Below are 18480 nucleotides of genomic sequence, written 5' to 3'. Positions count from 1 at the left end.
AAGCCGGTCCACCGCGAGGTGGGCCGGCTTCCGGCGTTTCGGTGTCAGATGCCGTCGAGGGTGACGACGGTGAAGGGCGTCTTCGGGGTGCCGGGGCCCATCGGGCCACCCTTGTCGAATTGGGAGGAGACGATCAGGATCCGGTCACCGGCGCGGGCCAGGGTCGTGGGGATGGACAGGGCTTCGTCGGTGCGTTGCTGCGCGAGCGTGGCCGTGGCGCCGTCGTCGGAGAGGGTCCAGCGGCTGATGGTGTTGGTCGTGTTGTGCGCGGCCCACAGCGTGTTGTCGCGCAGTTCCAGTCCGTCGCCCTGACGCAGATCGCCACCGCGCAAGGTCACCTTGCGGATCGGCGTCGATTCCGGGGTCAGCGCGATGCGGTACAAGTCGCCGCGCGGCATGTCGACCGTGAGCAGATAGCGGCCTGCCGGATCGGCGACGATGCCGTTGAGGCTGAAGCCGCCCGGCTCGATCGGCGGCAGCACGGAGCGCAGGTCGAACTGCGGGGTCAGTTCGGCTCGCCCACCCTGCGCTCTGGCGGCGGCCAGTTGGTCGGGTGTCACGCGATAGACGACCGCCCGTGTGCTGTCGGTCAGATACGCCGTGCCGTCCGGGGTGATGGCGAGATCGTTCACGAAGCGTGGCTCGCTTCCGGGCACGGTGAAGTCGGCGAGCAGCGCGCGGGTCGCGATGTCGTACACCGCGACTCCGGTGGTCGAGTCGATGACCCACAGCCGTCCGGCCGCGTCGACCTTCAAGCCGTTGGCGGTCTTGTGGTTGTCGGCGCCTTCGGGCAGGAAGACCTCGGCTCGGTGCGCGTTCGGGGTCGCGCGATAGACGGCGCCGGTGGTGTAGGAGCCGACATAGCTATCTCCTGTCCGCGCGTCCACCGCGATGCCCTCGGGGTAGGCCCGGTCGCCGGGCAACTCGTAGGCGGTGTGGACGGCGGTGCTCGGTGCGTCGCTCGTGCCGCAGGCGGCGAGCGCGAGACACACGCTGCCTGCGGCCAAGCTCGACAGCAGGCGGAGGGGCAGGGCGTGGGGCATCGGTTACCTCTTAGAGATCATGCGGTCGAATGTGCTCACATCAAGCAACAGATACGAATCTAAGTTAGAACTCTAATATCGGTCAAGGTCCGAATGGATGAACGTCCGGATACCATGCGCTTATGACGTCCATGCCCGCCGCCGAACGGATCGGCTCGTATCTGAAACGTGCCGAGCAATCCCTCAACACGGCCAAGAACGCCGCGTTGAAACCGGCGGGCGTGACCGTGCCCCAGTACGCCGCATTGCTGTTCCTCGCCGAGAATCCCGGTATCTCCGCCGCCGCCCTGGCCCGGCTCTGCGGCGTCACGCCGCCGTCGATGAACACTGTGCTGAGCAACCTGCAGGACCGCGGGCTCATCGAGCGCACCCCGCACCCGTGGCACAAGAACGTCCTGGAGACCACGTTGACCGACGAGGGCGCGGCGGTCATGCGCGACGCGGATGCCCGCGCCGTCCGCGTCGAACGCGCCCTGGCCGAGGAATTCACCGACGCCGAGCGAGCGACCTTGCAGGACTTGCTCACTCGCTGCGCCGACCGATTGGATTCGATCCGCCCAGGCCCCGCCGCTTAGCCCGGACGCGGCGATGCCGAGCGTCCCCGGATCTCGGCCATCTCGCTGCTTCGTACCCGTGCTGGGCGGGATATCGGAGTCGCCACCAGGACGCCCGGTCGGCTGCGGCTCACGTCTGTCGGTGAGTCACCAGTGGCCTCGCCGGCGGAGTGAAGTGGGCTGTGCGGCCGGCGGCGCGGGTCGATGCCGCGCCGCCGGCGGGTAGGTCATGCTGGGACCGGACTCTTGGCGGGGGACGGGGCCTTCTGCAGCGCGAGGGTCAGGGCGAGGCATGCGATGAGCGTGGAGGTCCATGGGAGCCACTGGCTGCCGGAGGAATCCAGCACGGTCGCACCGACTATCGAACCGATTCCCGCACCGAGGTAGATGGCCGATCCATTCAGGCCGAGGGCGACGGTGGGCGCGTCATGGGCGATGCCGAACAGGCGATGCTGTTGCGGAACCAGGATCGCCGAACCGAACAGTCCGGTGATGGCGAGCACCACGAACACCGCCCACGCGGCATGGACGGCCACGCCGAGCAGGGCGAGGCCGACCAGCGCGCCCGCGAGCCCCACCGTCAGCGTGCGCTGCGGGCCGTAGCGGTCGACCGCCCGCCCGGCCTGCGCGTTGCCGATCACCTGGCCGATGCCCATCGCCAGCAGCAGCCAGGCGAGCATGCTCTGCGGCACCGATGCCGCGACCACCACGGGCAGGTAGACGATGGTGGTGTAGACGGCGGTGATCTGCGTTGTCGTCACGATCAGCACCCGCAGCACCGGCGGACGGGTCAGCACGCCGATCCGGGCGCGCAGTCCCGTGCTCGGCAGGGTCACCCGCGGCAGTAGCAATACCAGCAGCGCGGCGATGGCTCCGCCGAGCGCGATGCCCCACAGCACGCCGCGCCAGCCGATCCAGCGCTCGGCGAAGATGCCGATCGGCACGCCCGCGACGCTGGACAGCGTGATGCCCGCGGTCACGATCGACAGGGCCCGGCCCCGGTGAGCGTCATCGGCGACGACACCCGCGACGGCGAATGCGTTGGCCTGGAAGGCCGCCGCCCCGATGGCCGCGACGACGCGCGCCGCGGCCATGACGCCGAAGCTCTCCCCGGCGGCCTGCCCGATCATGCCGACCACGAAGAGCGCGGCGCCGCCGCCGAGCAGCACACGGCGATCCCAGGACCCGGTCGCCGCCGCGATCAGCGGTGCGGCGATGGCGTAGGTCCAGGCGAAGATCGTGGTCAGCTGCCCGGCGGTTGACACGGAGACGTGCAGATCGGCGGCGATCAGCGGAAGCAGGCCGCTGAGCACGAAGCCGTCGGTGCCGAGCACGAAAGTGCCCACGGCGAGCGGGAGGAGTGATCGGTAGAGATTATTTGATGGTTGTCGAAACATCATAGGATGAGCGTGAGATACAATTCGATCGTTGTCAAATGATCGGGGAATGGAGATGCGTACGCTGCCGCAGCCGAGTACCGCCGACATCGATCTGGTCCGCGTGCTGAGCGCACTCGCCGACCCGGTGCGCCTGGAACTGGTGCGCGCGCTCGCCGGGGAACGGGAGCCGTTGAGCTGCAATGTCCGAGAGTTCGACGTGGAGATCACGGCGGCCACCGCCTCGCACCACTGGAAGGTGCTGCGGGACGCGGGCGTCACGATGACGTTCGTCTCCGGCCGCAATCGGCTGGTCGCGCTACGGCGCGAAGATTTGAATCAGCGTTTCCCCGGCCTGCTGGACGCGGTCATCAGCGGCGCGCGCCGCTGACGACCGCCGCCGGTCAGTGCAAGACGAAGGCCACGAGAAACCCGGCCGCAGTGGCCATTCCGACCCACCAGCCGCCTTCGCGGTAGGCCTCCGGCATCAGTGAGTCGGCCAGTACCGCGATCGTGGCACCGCCGGCGAACGCTTGCACCGCGCCGATGTGGGTCTCGGACAAGTTGTCCGACAAGGCGTTTCCGAGCATCGTGACCAGTACGAGCACCGCGCCGGTCGCCGTCCACAGCCAGAGGGTGCGGTGCCGCGCCACGCCGTGCTGGTCGCGCATCAGCGCGGCGCCGCTGATCGCCTCGGGCACGTTGCCCACGGCCACCGCCACCAGCAGGACCAGGCCGCCGCCACCGGCCAGCGTGACGCCGAGCGCCGTGTTCTCCGGGATGCCGTCCAGCACCGCGCCGAGCATCAGCGCCCAGCCGAGCGCGCGCGGGCCGAGTTTGTTCTCGATGAGATGGTTGGCCACCACGTAGACCCCCGCGCCCGCGAACAGCGCGATCGCCGCGATCGTCGCGTTCTGGCGAAAGGCGGGTTCGAACAGCTCACTGGACACCGCCGCGATCATCGTGCCCGCGCCGAAGGCCATCAGGGAGGCGAGCACCGCCTTTGGCAGTCGCCACCGCAATCCGATGGCGGCGCCCAGGATCAGCGGCACGGCGGTGCCGAGTCCGTAGAGCAGCGCCTCCGTCATGGGAACACCTTAAGTCGGTCTGCCCGGTTCGCGAGTCGGTCGTAGGCTGAAGTTATGCCCGACCGCGTCCGGAGCCGAGGCGTGCTCTACGACATCGACGGCGTCCTGGTGACCTCATGGCGGGAGATCGCGGGCGCCGCCGCAGCGGTGCGCCGGATCCGGGAGGGCGGATTGCGCCGGGCCTTTCTGACCAACACCACCTCGCGTACCTGCGCCGAGATCGCGGAACGCCTGTGCGGCGCGGGTATCGAGGTCGAACCCGCCGAGATCGTCACCGCCGCAAGGCTCACCGCGGAGTTCGTGCGCGGGCGCTACCCCGGCGCCGCCGTCTGGGTGCTCAACCACGGCGACATCGATGCCGACCTCGCCGGTCTCCGGCTCGACGAGGAACATCCGGAGGTGGTCGTGATCGGCGGCGCGGGAGCGGAATTCACCCATGCCGCACTGAGCCGAGTGGCGGAATTGATGCTGGACGGCGTGCCCGTCGTCGCCATGCACAGCGGATTGACCTGGGCGACCGCGGACGGATTGCGTATCGACGCAGGGGCGTATCTGCCCGGCTTGGAGGCGGCGGGCAATGCCCGCATCCAGGTGGTGGGCAAGCCCGCAGCCCCCGGTTTCCGGACTGCCGCGGGGCTGATGCGCCTCGAGCCGGCGGAGGTCGTGATGATCGGTGACGATCTGTACTCGGATGTGCTTGCGGCGCAAGACGTCGGGTTGACCGGCGTGCTGGTGCGCACCGGCAAATTCCGGCCGGGCGTGCTGGCGTCGGCCGACCGCGCGCCGGATCACGTCATCGATTCCGTGGTCGATCTGCCGGAATTGCTGGGCGGGTCGGTGGGAGCCGGCGAACTTGCCGTAACCGACGAATCGGAATGAAACAAAAAATTCTACAGTTTCCCTCTAAAATTGCCCGCAAGCGCGACGCTGCTAGGTATCGTCTGTTCCGGCAAATAGCCAGTGACAAGAAATCTCCTACGGCCCAGATCGGAGTTGCCGAATGCTCGATCCGTGGAAAAGAGTGCTTGTGCGCAAGCTACTATGGTCGCCGGGCTTCTGTCCGGCGACCATTTGATGAGGTAGCAACTGCTCAGCCAACTTTCGGCTAACCATAGATTGGTCGAGGGTTGTAACGAAGGGCCCGATCCGTGACGATGAGTTCGGGCCCTTCTGTATTGTCTGCCCCAATGTCACAGGATGCGAATACGGGTCGAATGTATGCCGGGCAACCCGTGGAGGACCGGCAACGTCAGCGGCGTGCGCGTTTTCTGGAGTCAGGCCTGACGGTCTTCGCGCGGGACGGCTACGCCAACAGTTCGGTCGGCGCCATATGCAAGGACGCCGGACTCTCCTCGCGACAGTTCTACGAGGAGTTCACCGGTCGCGAGTCCCTGCTCCTAGAGCTGTACGAGCAGATCGACCGGGAGTCGCGGGACGCCGTGAAGAAGGCGTTGGACGCGAAGTCCGGCGCGAAGGCGCTGGACGTCATCGACGCCGCGGTTCGCGCCTACGTCGAATCCATCGGCTCCGATCCGCGCAAGGCACGCGTCGCCCTGGTGGAAGTGGTCGGCGCGGGCCCGAAGGTGGAAAAGTTCCGTCTCGCGGTGCGCCGGGAGTGGGGTTCGCTGCTGGCCGGCGCCGCCGAAGACGCCGCCCTGCACGGTGAGATACCCGCGGGCGACTACGAAATGCGGATGCTCGCCATCATCGGCGGTGTCAACTATGTGGTCGACTCGTGGAGCGGCGCGGAGCCGCGCCCGCCGCTCGACGACGTGATCCGGGTGCTCAGCAGGGTGATCATCGGCGCGGTCCGCGCATAGCGTCCCGGCCTGCGGGATCGGGCGCGATGAGCGCGGTAACCTGCGGGGATGCAAACAGTTCCGATCCAGATGCCGGACGGCACAACGGTCCCGGTGCGGTTGATCCCCGCCGGGGGTCCGCACCGGCACGCGGTCGGTCCGGACACGCCGCGGCCGGTGCTGGTGATCGTGCCCGGGCTCGGCGTTCCGGGGGGCTACTACGAACTGTTCGCCTCGGGACTGGCCGCGCGCGGGTTCGACGTGGCCATCGGCGAGCTGCGCGGCAACGGCGACAGCAGGCCGAAGCCCAGCTCCGCCAGCACCTTCGGCTACCACGAACTGGTCTCGGTGGACTTCCCGGCGATCTTCGAGGTGGTCCGCGAGCAGTTCCCGGACAGCACGCCGTACCTGCTCGGTCACAGCATGGGCGGCCAGCTCGGCGTCATGTACGCCGCGCGCGTCCGTGGCAGGCTCGGCGGGCTGATCCTGGTCGCCTCCGGCACCCCGTATTACCGTGGCTATCGGGGACTTTCGGGTCCGGGCATGCTGGTCGGCACCGCGGCGATCTCGCTGACGGCCAACCTGGCCGGCTTCTGGCCCGGCGACCGGGTCTCGATGGGTTTCGGCCGCCAGTCCAAGGTGCTGATCTCCGACTGGGCCCGGCTGGCGCGCACCGGCCGGTTCGTTCCGGTCGGCGCGGACATCGACTACGAGGAGCGCATCGCGCGGCTGAAACTCCCGGTGCTGTCCATCACGATCACCGGCGACGACCTCACCCCGCCCAGCTCCGCCGAGCACCTGCTGGAGAAGCTGCCCAACGCGGAAGTGACGCGCTGGCGCCAGCCGGAACCACTGGGCCACAACGGCTGGATCCGGCAGTACACCAGCACCGTCGACCAGATCGAGAAGTGGTTGCGCGACCGCTGAGCGTCGGGCGGGCTCGTCGATGACGAAGAGCGTCGCGCCACGGAGCGGAATCAATATCGCTGGATCGGTTGGTCTAGCTTGACGATCGCGTTGCGAGCTGAATGGAAAAAGCGGTTCAATGCTTTCTGGCTGGCGCAGACGGTAGGTGGAATCGGTAGCGCATATCTACCGTTCGGCCTCGGCTTGTTCGCGGTGACCGAACTGCACGCAGACGCGTCCGATATGTCGGCTCTGGCCGCTGCGAGCCTGCTTCCGAAGGTGTTCATCACCCTGCACGCGGGGGCCTACGTCGAAAAGCTGGGGCGCTGGCGCTCGATGATCCTTGCCAACGTTGTAGAGCTGGCGGTCTGGTCCGGAGCGCTGATCATCTGCGTGAGCCACGGAGCGACGATTCCTCTGCTGCTCGTTGTGGCCTTCTGCACCGAGTCGGCGCGAATGGTGAATGTCGTCGCCTTTCAGAGCGTGACGCCGATGATCGTGCCCGATGCTGCACTCAGGTCGGCCAATGCGAAGTTCGGTGTGTCGGAATCTCTCGCGCAATTCGCCGGTCCGCTGGCCGGAAGCTGGTTTTTCGCGGTCGTCGGTGCAAGCATTTCCCTTGCTGCTGCCGTGGGCATGGTGGCTGTTCTCGCTGTCGCGCTGACGATTCTGCGGATGCCGGAGGCGCCGTCACCTTCGGTTCGCCGCACCAGCGTGACCAAACTTGTCCTGGAAGGCTTGCGCTACGTCGTCACAGACCGCTATCTGCGCTGGATCGCTTTCGCGAACCTTTCTACCAACTGCTTTCTGGCGTGGATCGGGGCGCTGTGGCTGGTGTTCCTCGCGAGGGATATCGGCTGGCAACCCCAAGTGATCGGGCTGGTCGGCGCGGTGGGGTCGCTGGGAGGGTTGATGGGTGGACCTATGGCGCTGTGGTTGACGCGGCGGCTCGGCGATGGACGGACTCTGCTCTGTTTCGCCATCGCGTATGCGCCGGGTTACGCCTTGGCAGTCCTACCTGTGCCGGAGGCTTGGCGGACTGTCCTCGTGACCAGCGGCTTGCTTGTCGTGATGACGGCGCTGGTCGGCTACAACGTCGTTCAGCGGACCCTCAGGCAGACGATCTCGATACCGGAGACGCTGGCCCGAGTCAACGCGTTGATGCGGTGGTTTTCGGCGCTGGCCGCGCCACTGGGAGCGCTGCTCGGCGGAATCGCAGCCGCTGCGCTCGGCGTGCAGGGTGGTCTGGTGGTCGGCATCGCCGGGCTGGTGGCACCAGGGCTGGTACTGCTGTTGTCTCCTTTGCGGCAAGTGGAAGCGGTTGCCGCAAAGGAGATCACCAGCGCGACAGATGCGGCACCGGCGCAGGAGAAACCACGCGAGCCCGGTGCCGGCGAATCCGCGCAGCATCCGGATTTGCCTGCCGACGCCCTATGAGAGCATCTGGGTGAAGAACTCGTAGATCAGCGCCGCCTGGAAGGCCGACTGCTTGTTGTCGGCGGCGCCGCCGTGGCCGCCTTCGATGTTCTCGTGGTACCAGCACTCGTGGCCCTGCTCCTCCAGCAGCGCCGCCATCTTCCTGGCGTGGCCGGGGTGCACCCGGTCGTCCCTGGTCGACGTGGTGAGCAGGATCGGAGGGTAGGCGCGGTCGGCGCGCGCGTTCTGGTAGGGCGAGTACTTGCCGATGTACTCCCATTCCTCCGGTTTGTCCGGGTCGCCGTACTCGGCCATCCACGAAGCGCCCGCGAGCAGCAGGTGGTAGCGCTTCATGTCCAGCAGCGGCACCTGGCAGACGATGGCGCCGAACAATTCGGGGTAGCGGGTCAGCATCACACCCATGAGCAGTCCGCCGTTGCTGCCGCCCACCGCGCCGAGTTGGTCCGCGGTGGTGATGCCGCGCGCGACCAGGTCTTTCGCGATCGAGGAGAAGTCCTCGTACACCTTGTGCCGGTTCGCTTTCTGCACCGAGGTGTGCCACTGCGGTCCGTACTCGCCGCCGCCACGGATGTTCGTCATCACCCAGGTCCCGCCGCGCTCCAACCAGCCCATGCCGGACGCGCCGCTGTATGCGGGGGTTCGGGACACTTCGAAACCGCCGTAGCCGGACATCACCGTCGGCCCCGGCGCGTCCTTCTGGTCGCGATGGCGGATCACGAAGTACGGCACCGGCGTGCCGTCGTCGGATGTGGCGAAGAACTGCTCGGTCTCCACCCCGTCGGCGTCGAAGAATCCGGGTTCCTGTTTGAGCCGCTCGGTGCGCCCACCGACAGCGCTGGCCAGCAGCGTCGCCGGGGTGGTGAAGCCGCTGGTGTTGAGCATGAACTCGTCGCCGCTCTCCAGCGGGTCGAGATTCAGGACGCTGGTGGTCGCCATCGGCGGGGTATCGGCGAGCGGCTCGCGGCGCCAGCCGCCGGATCCCGGCGTCAGCACGTAGAGCTTGGTCTGCACGTCCTCGAGCGTGACCAGCAGCAGGTGGTTCTCGGTCCAGCCGTAGCCGTGCAGCGAGGTATGCGCGTCCGGGGTGAAGATCACTTCGAATTCCCGTGCGCCGGAGAGGAACTTCTCGAAGTCGATGGCCAGCAGCGCGCCCGCGGGATAACTCGTGCCGCCGACCTCCCACGGCGACTTCAGCCGCACCAGCAGCCAGTCCTTGTACCAGGACTCACTGGCGTCGGTGGGGATGTCGAGGTGCCGCAGGGCGCCGTCGTCCTCCAGCAGGTAGACCTCTTCGTTGAAGAAGTCGGTGGCGCGGCCGACGTAGTGCCGTTCGTAACCCGGCGTGCGGTCGTAACCCGCCGAGACCGCGACATCGCCGCTCTCGCCCTCGAAGACGGTGGTCGCCTCCTCCAGCGCGGTACCGCGCCGCCAGCGTTTCGCGATGCGCGGATATCCCGAATCGGTCAGTGTGCCGGGGCCGAAGTCGGTGCCCACGTACACCGAGTCGATGTCGATCCAGCGGATCTCCGACTTGGCCTCGGGCAGGAAGAACCCGCCATCGACCGGATCGAGGAACACCCTGCCCTCCATGTCGAACTCGCGGACCACCTTCGCGTCCGCGCCGCCGCGCGACAGGCTGATCAGCGCGCGGGACTGTTCCGGGCGCAGCACCGTCGCGCCGCCCCACACCCAGTTCTCGTCCTCGTCGGCGGCCACCGCGTCCAGGTCGATCAGCACGTCCCAGTCCGGCGCGTCCTCGGCGTACTCGGCGAACGTGGTGCGCCGCCAGAGGCCGCGCGGGTGCTGGGCGTCCCGCCAGAAGTTGTAGAGCCAGGGGCCGCGGCGGGACGGGTAGGCGATCTTGGTGTCGGTGTCGAGCATGTCGAGGATGCGCCGCTCCAGGTCGCGGAAGCGATCGGAGTCGGCGAACCGGGCGCGCACGACCGTGTTGTGCGCGCGAGCCCAGTCCAGAGCGCGCTCGCCGGTCACTTCTTCCAGCCAGAGGTAGGGATCGGTCACATTCCGCTCAACACCGCTCATCCCCACATTGTTGCCGAGCCGCGCGGCGCGGGGTCACCAGGAGTGCGCTACGTCGATCACGATGCGTGACCCGCTGCCCGGCCCGGTCAGGGTGGACACCTGGAACGGCAGTCGCGCGCGCGTGCCCAAGCCGACGGTGGTCTGACCTTCGAAGGAACCGGCCCAGGCCACCTGGCGGAAGGTCCGGTAGTCCCGCACGTCGGCGAGTTCGGCCCGATTCGCGGGGGTGTAGGTGGGGTTGAACGCGTCGTCGTAGGCCGGGGCGTAGACGGCGATGCTCAGGAACGCGTCGCCGCGCAGCGCGACGGGTGCGCCGGAGCCGTCCATGACCACTCGCTCGACGTAGCCGACGTGATAGCCGGTCACCGGACCGGCGATGTCGAGCACCAAGCGGTCGAAGCAGTCGTGCCGTCCGGCGCGGATCCCGGTGAGCGGTGTGAGCGTCCGGGCTCGGCTCACCTTGGGTATCGAACCCCAGCCGGAGGCGCACTCCGGGGCGGCGGAAGCCGGGGCGGGGGCGACGAAAAGACCGGCGAGGGTCACGAAGGAAACGAACAGGAGAAGCAAGCGACGCATGGTCGCACCGCCTTCGGGCACAGGAGGGATTGATGTATAACATGCATCGGTCCAGGTGGATGCCTTGTTACCGGCGGTGCGGGCGAAAAGCGTTGGCGGTCGCGGCAACTCGGTCACGGCACGGCGGCCCGGCGGCCCGGCGTTCGCTGCGCGCCGATGCTGGCTCGGCGCGAACAGTAGGATCGCTGCTCCGAGGCTGGATCCACCAGGAGGTTCGAGGTTGCCGCCCTTTCTCTGGGAACAGCACTGCTGTCTGCCGCTGTCGCCCGCCGCGCGCATCGGCGACCTCGCGCGCTACCCGGCCGGATCGTATCTGTCGGTGAACGTCGGCTACTCCCGGCAATCGACCGCGGACTCCCTGGCGCTGCTGCATCGATTCCGCCGGGATGCCATGGCGGACGGCCGGTTCCGCCTGGTCGAGACCGTGGCGGACATCGGGGCCGCGGACGCGATCGCGCTGGCCTTCGATCTGGAGGACGCCGGGCCGCTGGGCGGCGACCTGGACAACGTCGCTCGCTTCTACGACCTCGGCGTGCGGTCGTTGCTGCCCGCCTACAACCACGCCAACGCCGCGGGCTGCGGCTGCCTGGACACCGAGGACACCGGGCTCACCGGTTACGGGCGCGACCTCGTTCACGCGTTGAACGAAGTGGGCATGTTCGCCGACGGTTCGCACTGTTCCCGGCGCACCGGGCTGGAGCTGGCCGAGCTCAGCGTCGTCCCGATGATCTACAGCCACTCCAATTTCGCCGCGCTGTGGGACCACCCGCGCAACATCACCGACGACCAAGCGCGCGCCTGTGCCGCGACCGGCGGTGTCATCGGCATCAACGGGGTCGGCATCTTCCTCGGCCGCAACGCGCCCCACGAGCGCGCCGAGCGGATCGCGGCGATGGCCCGCCACATCGAGTACGGCGTGGAGCTCGTCGGGATCGAACACATCGGCATAGGTTCGGACTACTCCTTCGACGCCGACGACTTCAACGCCGAACTACAACAGAACCCCGACGCCTTCTCCGACGCCTACACCCGATGGGGTTCCCTCCATTGGATCCCACCCGAAGACCTCCTCGGCCCCTCCGAAGTCCCCACCCTCGACCAGGCCCTCTCCCAACGCGGCTTCACCCCCGCCGACCGAGCCGCGATCTTCGGTGAGAACTTCCGCCGCGTCGCCCGTCAGGTATGGCGTAGCTGAGCTTTGCGGATGGATGTGGCCCACGCCTCACTGTGGTGGGGGATGGGTGGGTGAACTACCCGCCGCGGAGTTAGGCTCGGGGCGTGACTTCCCACTACGATGTCGTCGTTCTCGGCGCTGGTCCCGGCGGATACGTCGCCGCGATCCGCGCCGCTCAACTCGGCCTGCGAACAGCGATCGTCGAGCAGAAATACTGGGGTGGTGTGTGCCTCAACGTCGGCTGCATCCCGTCCAAGGCGCTGCTGCGCAACGCCGAGCTCGCCCACATCTTCACCAAGGAGGCGAAGACCTTCGGCATCTCCGGTGAGGTGAACTTCGACTTCGGGGTCGCCTTCGACCGCAGCCGCAAGGTCGCCGACGGCCGGGTCAAGGGCGTCCACTTCCTGATGAAGAAGAACAAGATCGACGAGTTCGACGGCAAGGGCACCTTCACCGGCCCGAACTCGCTCTCGGTCGAGCTCACCAAGGGCGGTACCGAGTCGATCACCTTCGACAACGCGATCATCGCGGCGGGTACCGTCACCAAGCTGCTGCCCGGCACTCAGCTCAGCGCCAACGTGGTCACCTACGAGGAGCAGATCCTCACCCGTGACCTGCCCGGCTCGATCCTCATCGTCGGCGCGGGCGCGATCGGCATGGAGTTCGGCTACGTCCTGAAGAACTACGGCGTCGACGTGCGCATCGTGGAGTTCCTCGATCGCGCGCTGCCGAACGAGGACGCGGACGTCTCCAAGGAGATCACCAAGCAGTACAAGAAGCTCGGCATCACCATCACCACCGGTGCGGCCGTGCAGTCCATCGAGGACGACGGCGCCAAGGTCACCGTCGCGATCAAGGACAACAAGACCGGGTCGATCGAGACCGTCACCGTGGACAAGGTGCTGCAGGCCGTCGGCTTCGCCCCCCGCGTCGACGGCTACGGCCTGGAGACCACGGGCGTCGTGGTCACCGACCGCGGCGCGATCGGGATCGACGACTACATGCGCACCAACGTGCCGCACATCTACGCGATCGGCGACGTCACCGGCAAACTGCAGCTCGCGCACGTCGCGGAGGCCCAAGGCGTGGTCGCGGCCGAGACCATCGCGGGCGCGGAGACCGTTCCCCTCGGCGACTACCGGATGATGCCGCGCGCCACCTTCTGCCAGCCGCAGGTCGCCAGCTTCGGCCTGACCGAGCAGCAGGCCCGCGACGAGGGCTACGACGTGAAGGTCGCGACCTTCCCGTTCACCGCCAACGGCAAGGCCCACGGCCTCGGCGACCCGACCGGTTTCGTCAAGCTCGTCGCCGACGCCAAGTACGGCGAGCTGATCGGCGGGCACCTCATCGGCCCGGACGTCTCCGAACTGCTGCCCGAACTCACCCTCGCGCAGAAGTGGGACCTGACGGTCAACGAGCTGACCCGCAACGTCCACACTCACCCGACGCTCAGCGAGGCCCTCCAGGAAGCCTTCCACGGCTTGGCCGGCCACATGATCAACTTCTGATCCCTTCGCGTCGAAAGGGCGTGCGGTCGATGATCGCACGCCCTTTTCGCTGTCCGGCAAGGGTTTCCGCGCCGGTAGGGCCGTCGGCGGTCGGCATCGGTGCGAGCGTTCTGCTATACAGCGTGCATGTTTCGCAGGTGGCTGATCGGAAGTGTGCCGGTGCTCGTCGTGGTGGTGCTGCTGGGGACGGGCACCTTCTACCTGATGAAGGCGCGCACCTTCCAGTTGGCCGGTCACGTGGTCAGCCGGGTGGACACCGACGCGCGGGTGGTCGCGCTGACCTTGGACGACGGGCCGTCCGAGCGCGCGCCCGAGGTGCTGAAAGTCCTCGCCGACGCGCAGGTCCCGGCGACCTTCTACCTGAACGGACGTGATCTCGCCGAACACCCGGACTACGGCCGGGCGATCGCCGCGGCGGGCCACGAGATCGGCAATCACACCTATTCGCATCGGCGGATGGTCTTCGTGACGCCCGGCACGGTCCGCGACGAAGTGGAGCGCACGGACGCCGAGATCATGAAGACGGGCTACGTCGGCCCGATCACCTTCCGTCCGCCTTACGGCAAGAAGTTGTGGGTGCTGCCGCATTATCTCGCCGAGCACGACCGGGTCACCGTCACCTGGGACGTCGAGCCCGATTCCGGCCGGGCGGGCGTCACCGCGGACGACATCGTCGCCGAGACGCTCGGCAAGGTCCGCCCCGGGTCGATCGTTCTGCTGCATGTCATGCATGGGAACGCCGAGGCATCGATCGCCGCCATCCCGCGCATCGTCACCGAATTGCGTGCCGCGGGATACCAATTCGTCACGGTGTCCGATCTCATGTCCCGCTGATCCGACCGGCCCGGCGCGGCCGCCATCGACGGCGGTCGATGCGCGGGGCTGCTGGGCGACGGCGTGATTTCGCAGCCCGCGGAGCCGGGCCGATCGGTCGGCGCGGCGAAGTCCGGTCGGCGGCGCGCATCAGCCGCCGCGAGGTGGGGGCGGGGTACGGCGTATCCGCTACTGCTACGCGCGCCCACGCTCCGATCCGGCGTCTGTTCTCGCCATTCAGTCGTGGGCGCTCTCGGCCCGGCTGGGGTGGGCCACGCCCGCGCGGCCGCAGGCGCCGACGGAGGCAGTGCGCCGGAGCGTCGGTGTTCGTGGCGCAGGATTCGTTCGGCTACCCGGCGGCCGGGAGCATGCCGTAGGCGTGAGTCGGGGTGAACAGCACCAAGGCGCGGCGGTCGGTGACCATCGCGTTGCGGTATTCGTCCCAGTCGGGGTGCTCGCCGGTGGCGGTGCGGTAGTAGTCGACGAGTGCGTCGACGGTGGGGTCGTCCGGCTCGGCGGCGACAGGGGTGAGCTCGACCGTGCCTTCGAGCACGGTATAGGCGAAGAAATCGTCGCGGGTCACGTGCAGCGCCGCCCACGGGTCCCGGACGAGGTTGTGGTACTTCGCCCGGTCGGCGGTGATGGAGATGCGAATGCGGCCATCCGCGCCGACGACGTGCAGCACGTTGGACAGTTGCGGTCGTCCGTTGCGGCGGATCGTGGTGAGCACGGACCTGCGGTGTTCGCGGGCGAAATCGACTGCGGCGGCGAGTTCCATGCCCGTGTAACCCGCGGTGACGCTGGTCTCTTCCCGTCAGTCGCGGTGGTAGGCGGCCTGCGCCTCGCGCACGCGCGGCATGTTGGTTTCCAGTACCCGGATGAGCGCCTCCAAGCGGTCGGCCACCTCGACACCCAGGTCGGTGAGGGTGTATTCGACCCGGGGCGGGATGGTCTCCTGCACCTCGCGGTGCACCATGCCGTCGCGTTCCAGGGCCTGCAGGGTCTGCGAGAGCATGCGCTCGCTCACGCCGTCGACCCGCCGCCGCAAGGCGCTGAACCGGTACGGCCCCTCGCGCAGCGCGACCAGCGCCAGGGTGCCCCAACGACTGGCGACGTTCTGCAGGACCGGCCGCGACGTGCAGTTCCGGGCGAAGACGTCGGCTTCCAGCGTGGGATCGTCGGCGTCCGCCGAGGCAATGCGCTGGGTGGACATACTTCGATAGTACCCAACTTGACCACAGTGGCTACGAGGTGCATAGTGCTTACTAATAGTTAGTGCTATTCAAACATGCCGATCTTGGAGGTAGTCATGACCGTCGCGGTGACCGGGGCCAGTGGGCAGCTGGGCCGGCTCGTAGTGGACGCGCTGTTGAAGGTGGGATCGACACCGGTCGTGGCGATCGTGCGCGACCCGGCGAAGGTGGCCGATCTGGCCGAGCGTGGCGTGGACGTCCGGCAGGCCGACTACGACGACGCGGCCGCGCTGGACCGGGCGCTCGAGGGTGTCGACCGGGTGCTGCTGGTCTCCGGTAACGAGTTCGGCGCGCGCGTGGCGCAGCACACCAACGTCATTCGCGCCGCTGAGCGGGCCGGTGTGGAATTGCTCGCGTACACGAGCATTGCCGGCGCGACCGACAATCCGCTCATTCTCGCGCAGGAACACAAGGGCACCGAAGCGGTACTCGCCGAATCGGCTGTGCCGCACACAGTGCTGCGCAACGGGTGGTACTGGGAGAACTACCTGGGCGGTCTGGCGCACGCGGTGGAGTCCGGCGTGCTGCACGGCGCGGCGGGTGAAGGTCGCGTGGCGGGAGCGGCGCGGGCAGACTACGCCGAAGCCGCCGCCCGGGTGCTGACCACCGACGGCCACGCGGGCCGGGTATACGAACTCGGCGGCGACGAACGGCTCACCTATGCCGAACTGGCCGAGGCGATCTCGGAGGCATCGGGCAAGCCGGTGCGCTACGAGAACCTTCCGCAGGCCGACTATGCGGCCGGTTTGACCGGGGCGGGACTGCCCGCCCAGTTCGCCGAGGCACTCGCCGACGCCGACGCCGGTATCGCACAAGGCATCCTCGACGTCCGCTCCGGCGACCTGGCGCGACTGCTCGGCCGCCCGGCGACTCCCGCCGTCGACGTCTTCCGCGCTGCGCTCGCCTGACGCTATCCGGGCTGCTCGGGGAGAGCGAAGCGGGAACGGGCAGCCGCTGTTTCGCGCCCCGGCCGGCGTCCGAGTGGCCGCCGCCTTCGCGACGAAGTCGCCGGCGGCGGTCGCTCGGACACAACTCAGACCCACTGCACCAATTGGATGATGATCCCGTTCGGATCGCTCATCTGGAAGTACCGCTCGCCCCACTCCTCGGTTTCGATGGGCGTCACGATCGGCACGCCCTCGGCTCGCAGCCGGGCGTATTCGGCATCGATGTCGTCGACGACGAAGACGACGAGCAGGCCTTCGCCCGCGCTGCCCGCCGCGCTCCGCGGTTTGAAGCTCGCCAGTCCGGTGCGCAGGTAGATGACGTTCACTCCGGCGTCGGCGCGGTCCAGCGAGACGAACCCGTCGGCCGACATCTTCTCCTCGAAGCCGAGGTGCTCGATGAGGAACCGCGCCGAGGCGGCCGGGTCGGGAACGTTGAGCGAGATGGCGGAAGCGGTGATGTGCATGGGCCCTCCTCGGCGGAAAACTCCGTACTAAGTACACTGTACTTTGTACGGAGTTGACGGGCAGCGCGCATTATGAGGTGCGTCACATCGATACCATCGGGAAGCGAGGCGGTTGAGGAGGCGAGCGATGAGACAGCCGAAGGAGCGCAGCGGCGCCGGTGACCCGGTGCGCACGTTGGAATTGCTATGGCGGATTCCGTCGGAGCCGGGCACCGGCCGGGGGCCGAAACAGCGCAGCAGCGTCGAGGCGGTCGTCGCCGCCGCGATCGAGATCGCCGACGCGGAGGGAATCGCGGCGGTCACGATGCGTGCGGTCGCCAACCGGCTCGGCCTGACCCCCATGGCCACCTACACCTATGTGCCGGGCAAATCCGAGCTGATCGACCTGATGCTGGACACGGTGTACGCGCGGATGGAGCGCGCCGACCTCACCGGTCTGCCCTGGCGCGAGCGGGTCGCCCGGATCGCCGCCGAGAACCGCGCCCTGCTGGCCCGTCATCCGTGGGTGGCGTATCTGCCGACCACCCGGCCACCGCTCGGACCGGGCCTCGCCGCGAAATACGACCACGAGCTGGAAGCCTTCGCGGACCTCGGCCTCGACGACCTGGCGATGGACGCCGCTCTGACCTTCGTGCTCGGCTTCGTCACGTCCGTCGCCCGCATCGCCATCGACAGCGCGCGTGCGGCGGCCGACAGCGCCATGTCCGACGGTGAGTGGTGGGAGCGGGCCGCGCCGGTGCTGGCGCAGGTCTTCGACGCGCGGCGGTACCCGCTCGCCGCGCGCGTCGGGTCAGCCGCGGGCCGGGCGCACGACGTCGCCTACAGCGCCGACCATGCCTACGAGTTCGGGTTGACGCTGGTGCTGGACGGTCTGGCCCGCCGTATCGAGGGCCCGTCCGACTAGAGGCCGTCGCGCTGGATGCGCAGGGCGGTGATGGTGGCGGCCAGCCCGTCGTATTGGTTGATCAGCAGGACGATCTCGATCAGACTGCGCTCGTCGTAGTGCTTCGCCAGCTCGGCCCAGGTGTCGTCGTCGAGGTCACGGGTCTCCACCAGCTGATCCACGGCGGCCAGCAGCGCGCGGTGCTTGTCCGACCACTCCGCCGCCTCGGGGCCTTTGCGCAGCCGCTCCAGGATTTCGCTCGTCACCCCGGCGCGCCGGCCGAGCCGGATGTGATGGTCCATCTCGTACTCGCACCCGCGCAGATGCGCGACCCGGATGATGACCAGCTCGGACTCGTGGCGGGGCAGCCGCCCGCCTGGCATGAGCTTGCCCGAGAAGTGCAGCCAACCGCGGAACAGGCCGCGGGTGCGGCCCAGCGTGCTGAACAAATGGGCGTCGTGGGTGCCTGCGGCGCGGGAGAGCACCTGCCAGACAACCCAATTGAGCGCCCCGAGTTCCCGGAGCCGTCCGGGCGAGATGCGTGGTTGCAGCGCTGAAACCATGCCGGTTGCCACCTCCGCGTGGTCTGTGCGGCCGGCGTCGGTGCCGACCGAGATGA

At 68.1% G+C, this 18480-nt stretch carries 20 protein-coding genes; 11 read left to right on the top strand and 9 right to left on the bottom strand.

The genetic code is table 11. From position 1 onward, the window contains the following. Nucleotides 1-44: 44 nt before the first annotated feature. Nucleotides 45-1043, bottom strand: a complete 999-nt coding sequence (locus ACWEH3_RS01070) for an SMP-30/gluconolactonase/LRE family protein (RefSeq protein ID WP_450015529.1) — start codon at nt 1041-1043, stop codon at nt 45-47. A 122-nt stretch (nt 1044-1165) separates the two neighbouring features. Between ACWEH3_RS01070 and ACWEH3_RS01065 the strand changes: the two genes are divergently transcribed. Next, nucleotides 1166-1618 carry a MarR family winged helix-turn-helix transcriptional regulator gene (locus tag ACWEH3_RS01065; RefSeq protein WP_450015531.1) on the top strand — a complete coding sequence of 151 codons (453 nt, stop codon included), beginning with the start codon at nt 1166-1168 and terminating at the stop codon, nt 1616-1618. A 206-nt stretch (nt 1619-1824) separates the two neighbouring features. On the opposite strand, the gene ACWEH3_RS01060 is transcribed toward ACWEH3_RS01065, so the two are convergent. Beyond that, entirely contained in the window at nt 1825-2943 is a 1119-nt protein-coding gene (locus ACWEH3_RS01060) for an MFS transporter (RefSeq protein ID WP_450015533.1), read from the bottom strand. 100 nt (nt 2944-3043) lie between these two features. On the opposite strand from ACWEH3_RS01060, the gene ACWEH3_RS01055 reads away from it, so the two are divergent. Continuing rightward, nucleotides 3044-3364, top strand: a complete 321-nt coding sequence (locus ACWEH3_RS01055; protein WP_355071715.1) for an ArsR/SmtB family transcription factor — start codon at nt 3044-3046, stop codon at nt 3362-3364. A gap of 13 nt (nt 3365-3377) precedes the next feature. Here ACWEH3_RS01055 and ACWEH3_RS01050 read toward each other — a convergent pair whose 3' ends face one another. Next, nucleotides 3378-4061 carry a ZIP family metal transporter gene (locus tag ACWEH3_RS01050; protein WP_450015536.1) on the bottom strand — a complete coding sequence of 228 codons (684 nt, stop codon included), beginning with the start codon at nt 4059-4061 and terminating at the stop codon, nt 3378-3380. Nucleotides 4062-4115: 54 nt separating this feature from the next. Here ACWEH3_RS01050 and ACWEH3_RS01045 point away from each other — a divergent pair, with 54 nt between their 5' ends. From ACWEH3_RS01045 to ACWEH3_RS01030, 4 genes are all read left to right on the top strand, one after another. Next, nucleotides 4116-4940, top strand: coding sequence for an HAD-IIA family hydrolase (locus tag ACWEH3_RS01045; RefSeq protein ID WP_450015538.1), 825 nt, complete (start codon nt 4116-4118; stop codon nt 4938-4940). A 308-nt stretch (nt 4941-5248) separates the two neighbouring features. Continuing rightward, a complete protein-coding gene (locus ACWEH3_RS01040; RefSeq protein ID WP_355071720.1) occupies nt 5249-5881 on the top strand; it encodes a TetR/AcrR family transcriptional regulator in 633 nt (210 codons plus the stop codon). A 48-nt stretch (nt 5882-5929) separates the two neighbouring features. After that, nucleotides 5930-6787, top strand: coding sequence for an alpha/beta hydrolase family protein (locus ACWEH3_RS01035; protein WP_356962720.1), 858 nt, complete (start codon nt 5930-5932; stop codon nt 6785-6787). Between the two features lie 78 nt (nt 6788-6865). Then, on the top strand, nt 6866-8203 hold the full coding sequence (locus tag ACWEH3_RS01030; protein WP_450015541.1) for an MFS transporter: 1338 nt from the start codon (nt 6866-6868) through the stop codon (nt 8201-8203). Here the strand turns inward: ACWEH3_RS01030 and ACWEH3_RS01025 are convergent. Beyond that, nucleotides 8198-10243, bottom strand: a complete 2046-nt coding sequence (locus ACWEH3_RS01025) for a prolyl oligopeptidase family serine peptidase (protein ID WP_450015543.1) — start codon at nt 10241-10243, stop codon at nt 8198-8200. The two genes, ACWEH3_RS01030 and ACWEH3_RS01025, sit on opposite strands and share 6 nt — an antisense overlap. 33 nt (nt 10244-10276) lie before the next feature. After that, the gene (locus tag ACWEH3_RS01020; RefSeq protein WP_450015545.1) at nt 10277-10819 is read right to left on the bottom strand and encodes an AMIN-like domain-containing (lipo)protein; all 543 of its coding nucleotides are present in this window, start codon (nt 10817-10819) and stop codon (nt 10277-10279) included. A 220-nt stretch (nt 10820-11039) separates the two neighbouring features. Here ACWEH3_RS01020 and ACWEH3_RS01015 point away from each other — a divergent pair, with 220 nt between their 5' ends. The 3 genes from ACWEH3_RS01015 (at nt 11040) to ACWEH3_RS01005 (ending at nt 14335) form a co-directional block, all read left to right on the top strand. Then, nucleotides 11040-12014 (top strand): dipeptidase, encoded by a 975-nt coding sequence (locus tag ACWEH3_RS01015; protein ID WP_450015547.1) that lies wholly within the window; start codon nt 11040-11042, stop codon nt 12012-12014. 83 nt (nt 12015-12097) lie between these two features. Continuing rightward, complete coding sequence (lpdA, locus tag ACWEH3_RS01010) at nt 12098-13501, top strand: dihydrolipoyl dehydrogenase (RefSeq protein ID WP_355071727.1); 1404 nt, start codon at nt 12098-12100, stop codon at nt 13499-13501. 126 nt (nt 13502-13627) lie between these two features. Then, a complete protein-coding gene (locus tag ACWEH3_RS01005) occupies nt 13628-14335 on the top strand; it encodes a polysaccharide deacetylase family protein (protein WP_450015549.1) in 708 nt (235 codons plus the stop codon). A gap of 328 nt (nt 14336-14663) precedes the next feature. Here ACWEH3_RS01005 and ACWEH3_RS01000 read toward each other — a convergent pair whose 3' ends face one another. Then, nucleotides 14664-15092 (bottom strand): PPOX class F420-dependent oxidoreductase, encoded by a 429-nt coding sequence (locus ACWEH3_RS01000; protein ID WP_450015551.1) that lies wholly within the window; start codon nt 15090-15092, stop codon nt 14664-14666. A gap of 36 nt (nt 15093-15128) precedes the next feature. Then, a complete protein-coding gene (locus ACWEH3_RS00995; RefSeq protein WP_356962711.1) occupies nt 15129-15527 on the bottom strand; it encodes a winged helix-turn-helix transcriptional regulator in 399 nt (132 codons plus the stop codon). Nucleotides 15528-15623: 96 nt separating this feature from the next. Here ACWEH3_RS00995 and ACWEH3_RS00990 point away from each other — a divergent pair, with 96 nt between their 5' ends. Then, entirely contained in the window at nt 15624-16475 is an 852-nt protein-coding gene (locus ACWEH3_RS00990; protein WP_450015554.1) for an SDR family oxidoreductase, read from the top strand. 125 nt (nt 16476-16600) lie between these two features. Here ACWEH3_RS00990 and ACWEH3_RS00985 read toward each other — a convergent pair whose 3' ends face one another. Continuing rightward, on the bottom strand, nt 16601-16978 hold the full coding sequence (locus ACWEH3_RS00985) for a VOC family protein (protein WP_450026218.1): 378 nt from the start codon (nt 16976-16978) through the stop codon (nt 16601-16603). 127 nt (nt 16979-17105) lie between these two features. On the opposite strand from ACWEH3_RS00985, the gene ACWEH3_RS00980 reads away from it, so the two are divergent. After that, nucleotides 17106-17882: a TetR/AcrR family transcriptional regulator C-terminal domain-containing protein gene (locus ACWEH3_RS00980; RefSeq protein WP_450026216.1), complete on the top strand. Its 777-nt coding sequence runs from the start codon at nt 17106-17108 to the stop codon at nt 17880-17882. Here ACWEH3_RS00980 and ACWEH3_RS00975 read toward each other — a convergent pair. Then, entirely contained in the window at nt 17879-18412 is a 534-nt protein-coding gene (locus ACWEH3_RS00975) for a carboxymuconolactone decarboxylase family protein (protein WP_355072125.1), read from the bottom strand. The two genes, ACWEH3_RS00980 and ACWEH3_RS00975, sit on opposite strands and share 4 nt — an antisense overlap. Between the last annotated feature and the right edge of the window lie 68 nt (nt 18413-18480).

The sequence above is a fragment of the Nocardia sp. NPDC004718 genome, assembly GCF_053601535.1.
The sequence above is the reverse complement of the archived record's forward strand: the minus strand, read 5'-3'. Positions and strand labels throughout refer to the sequence as shown.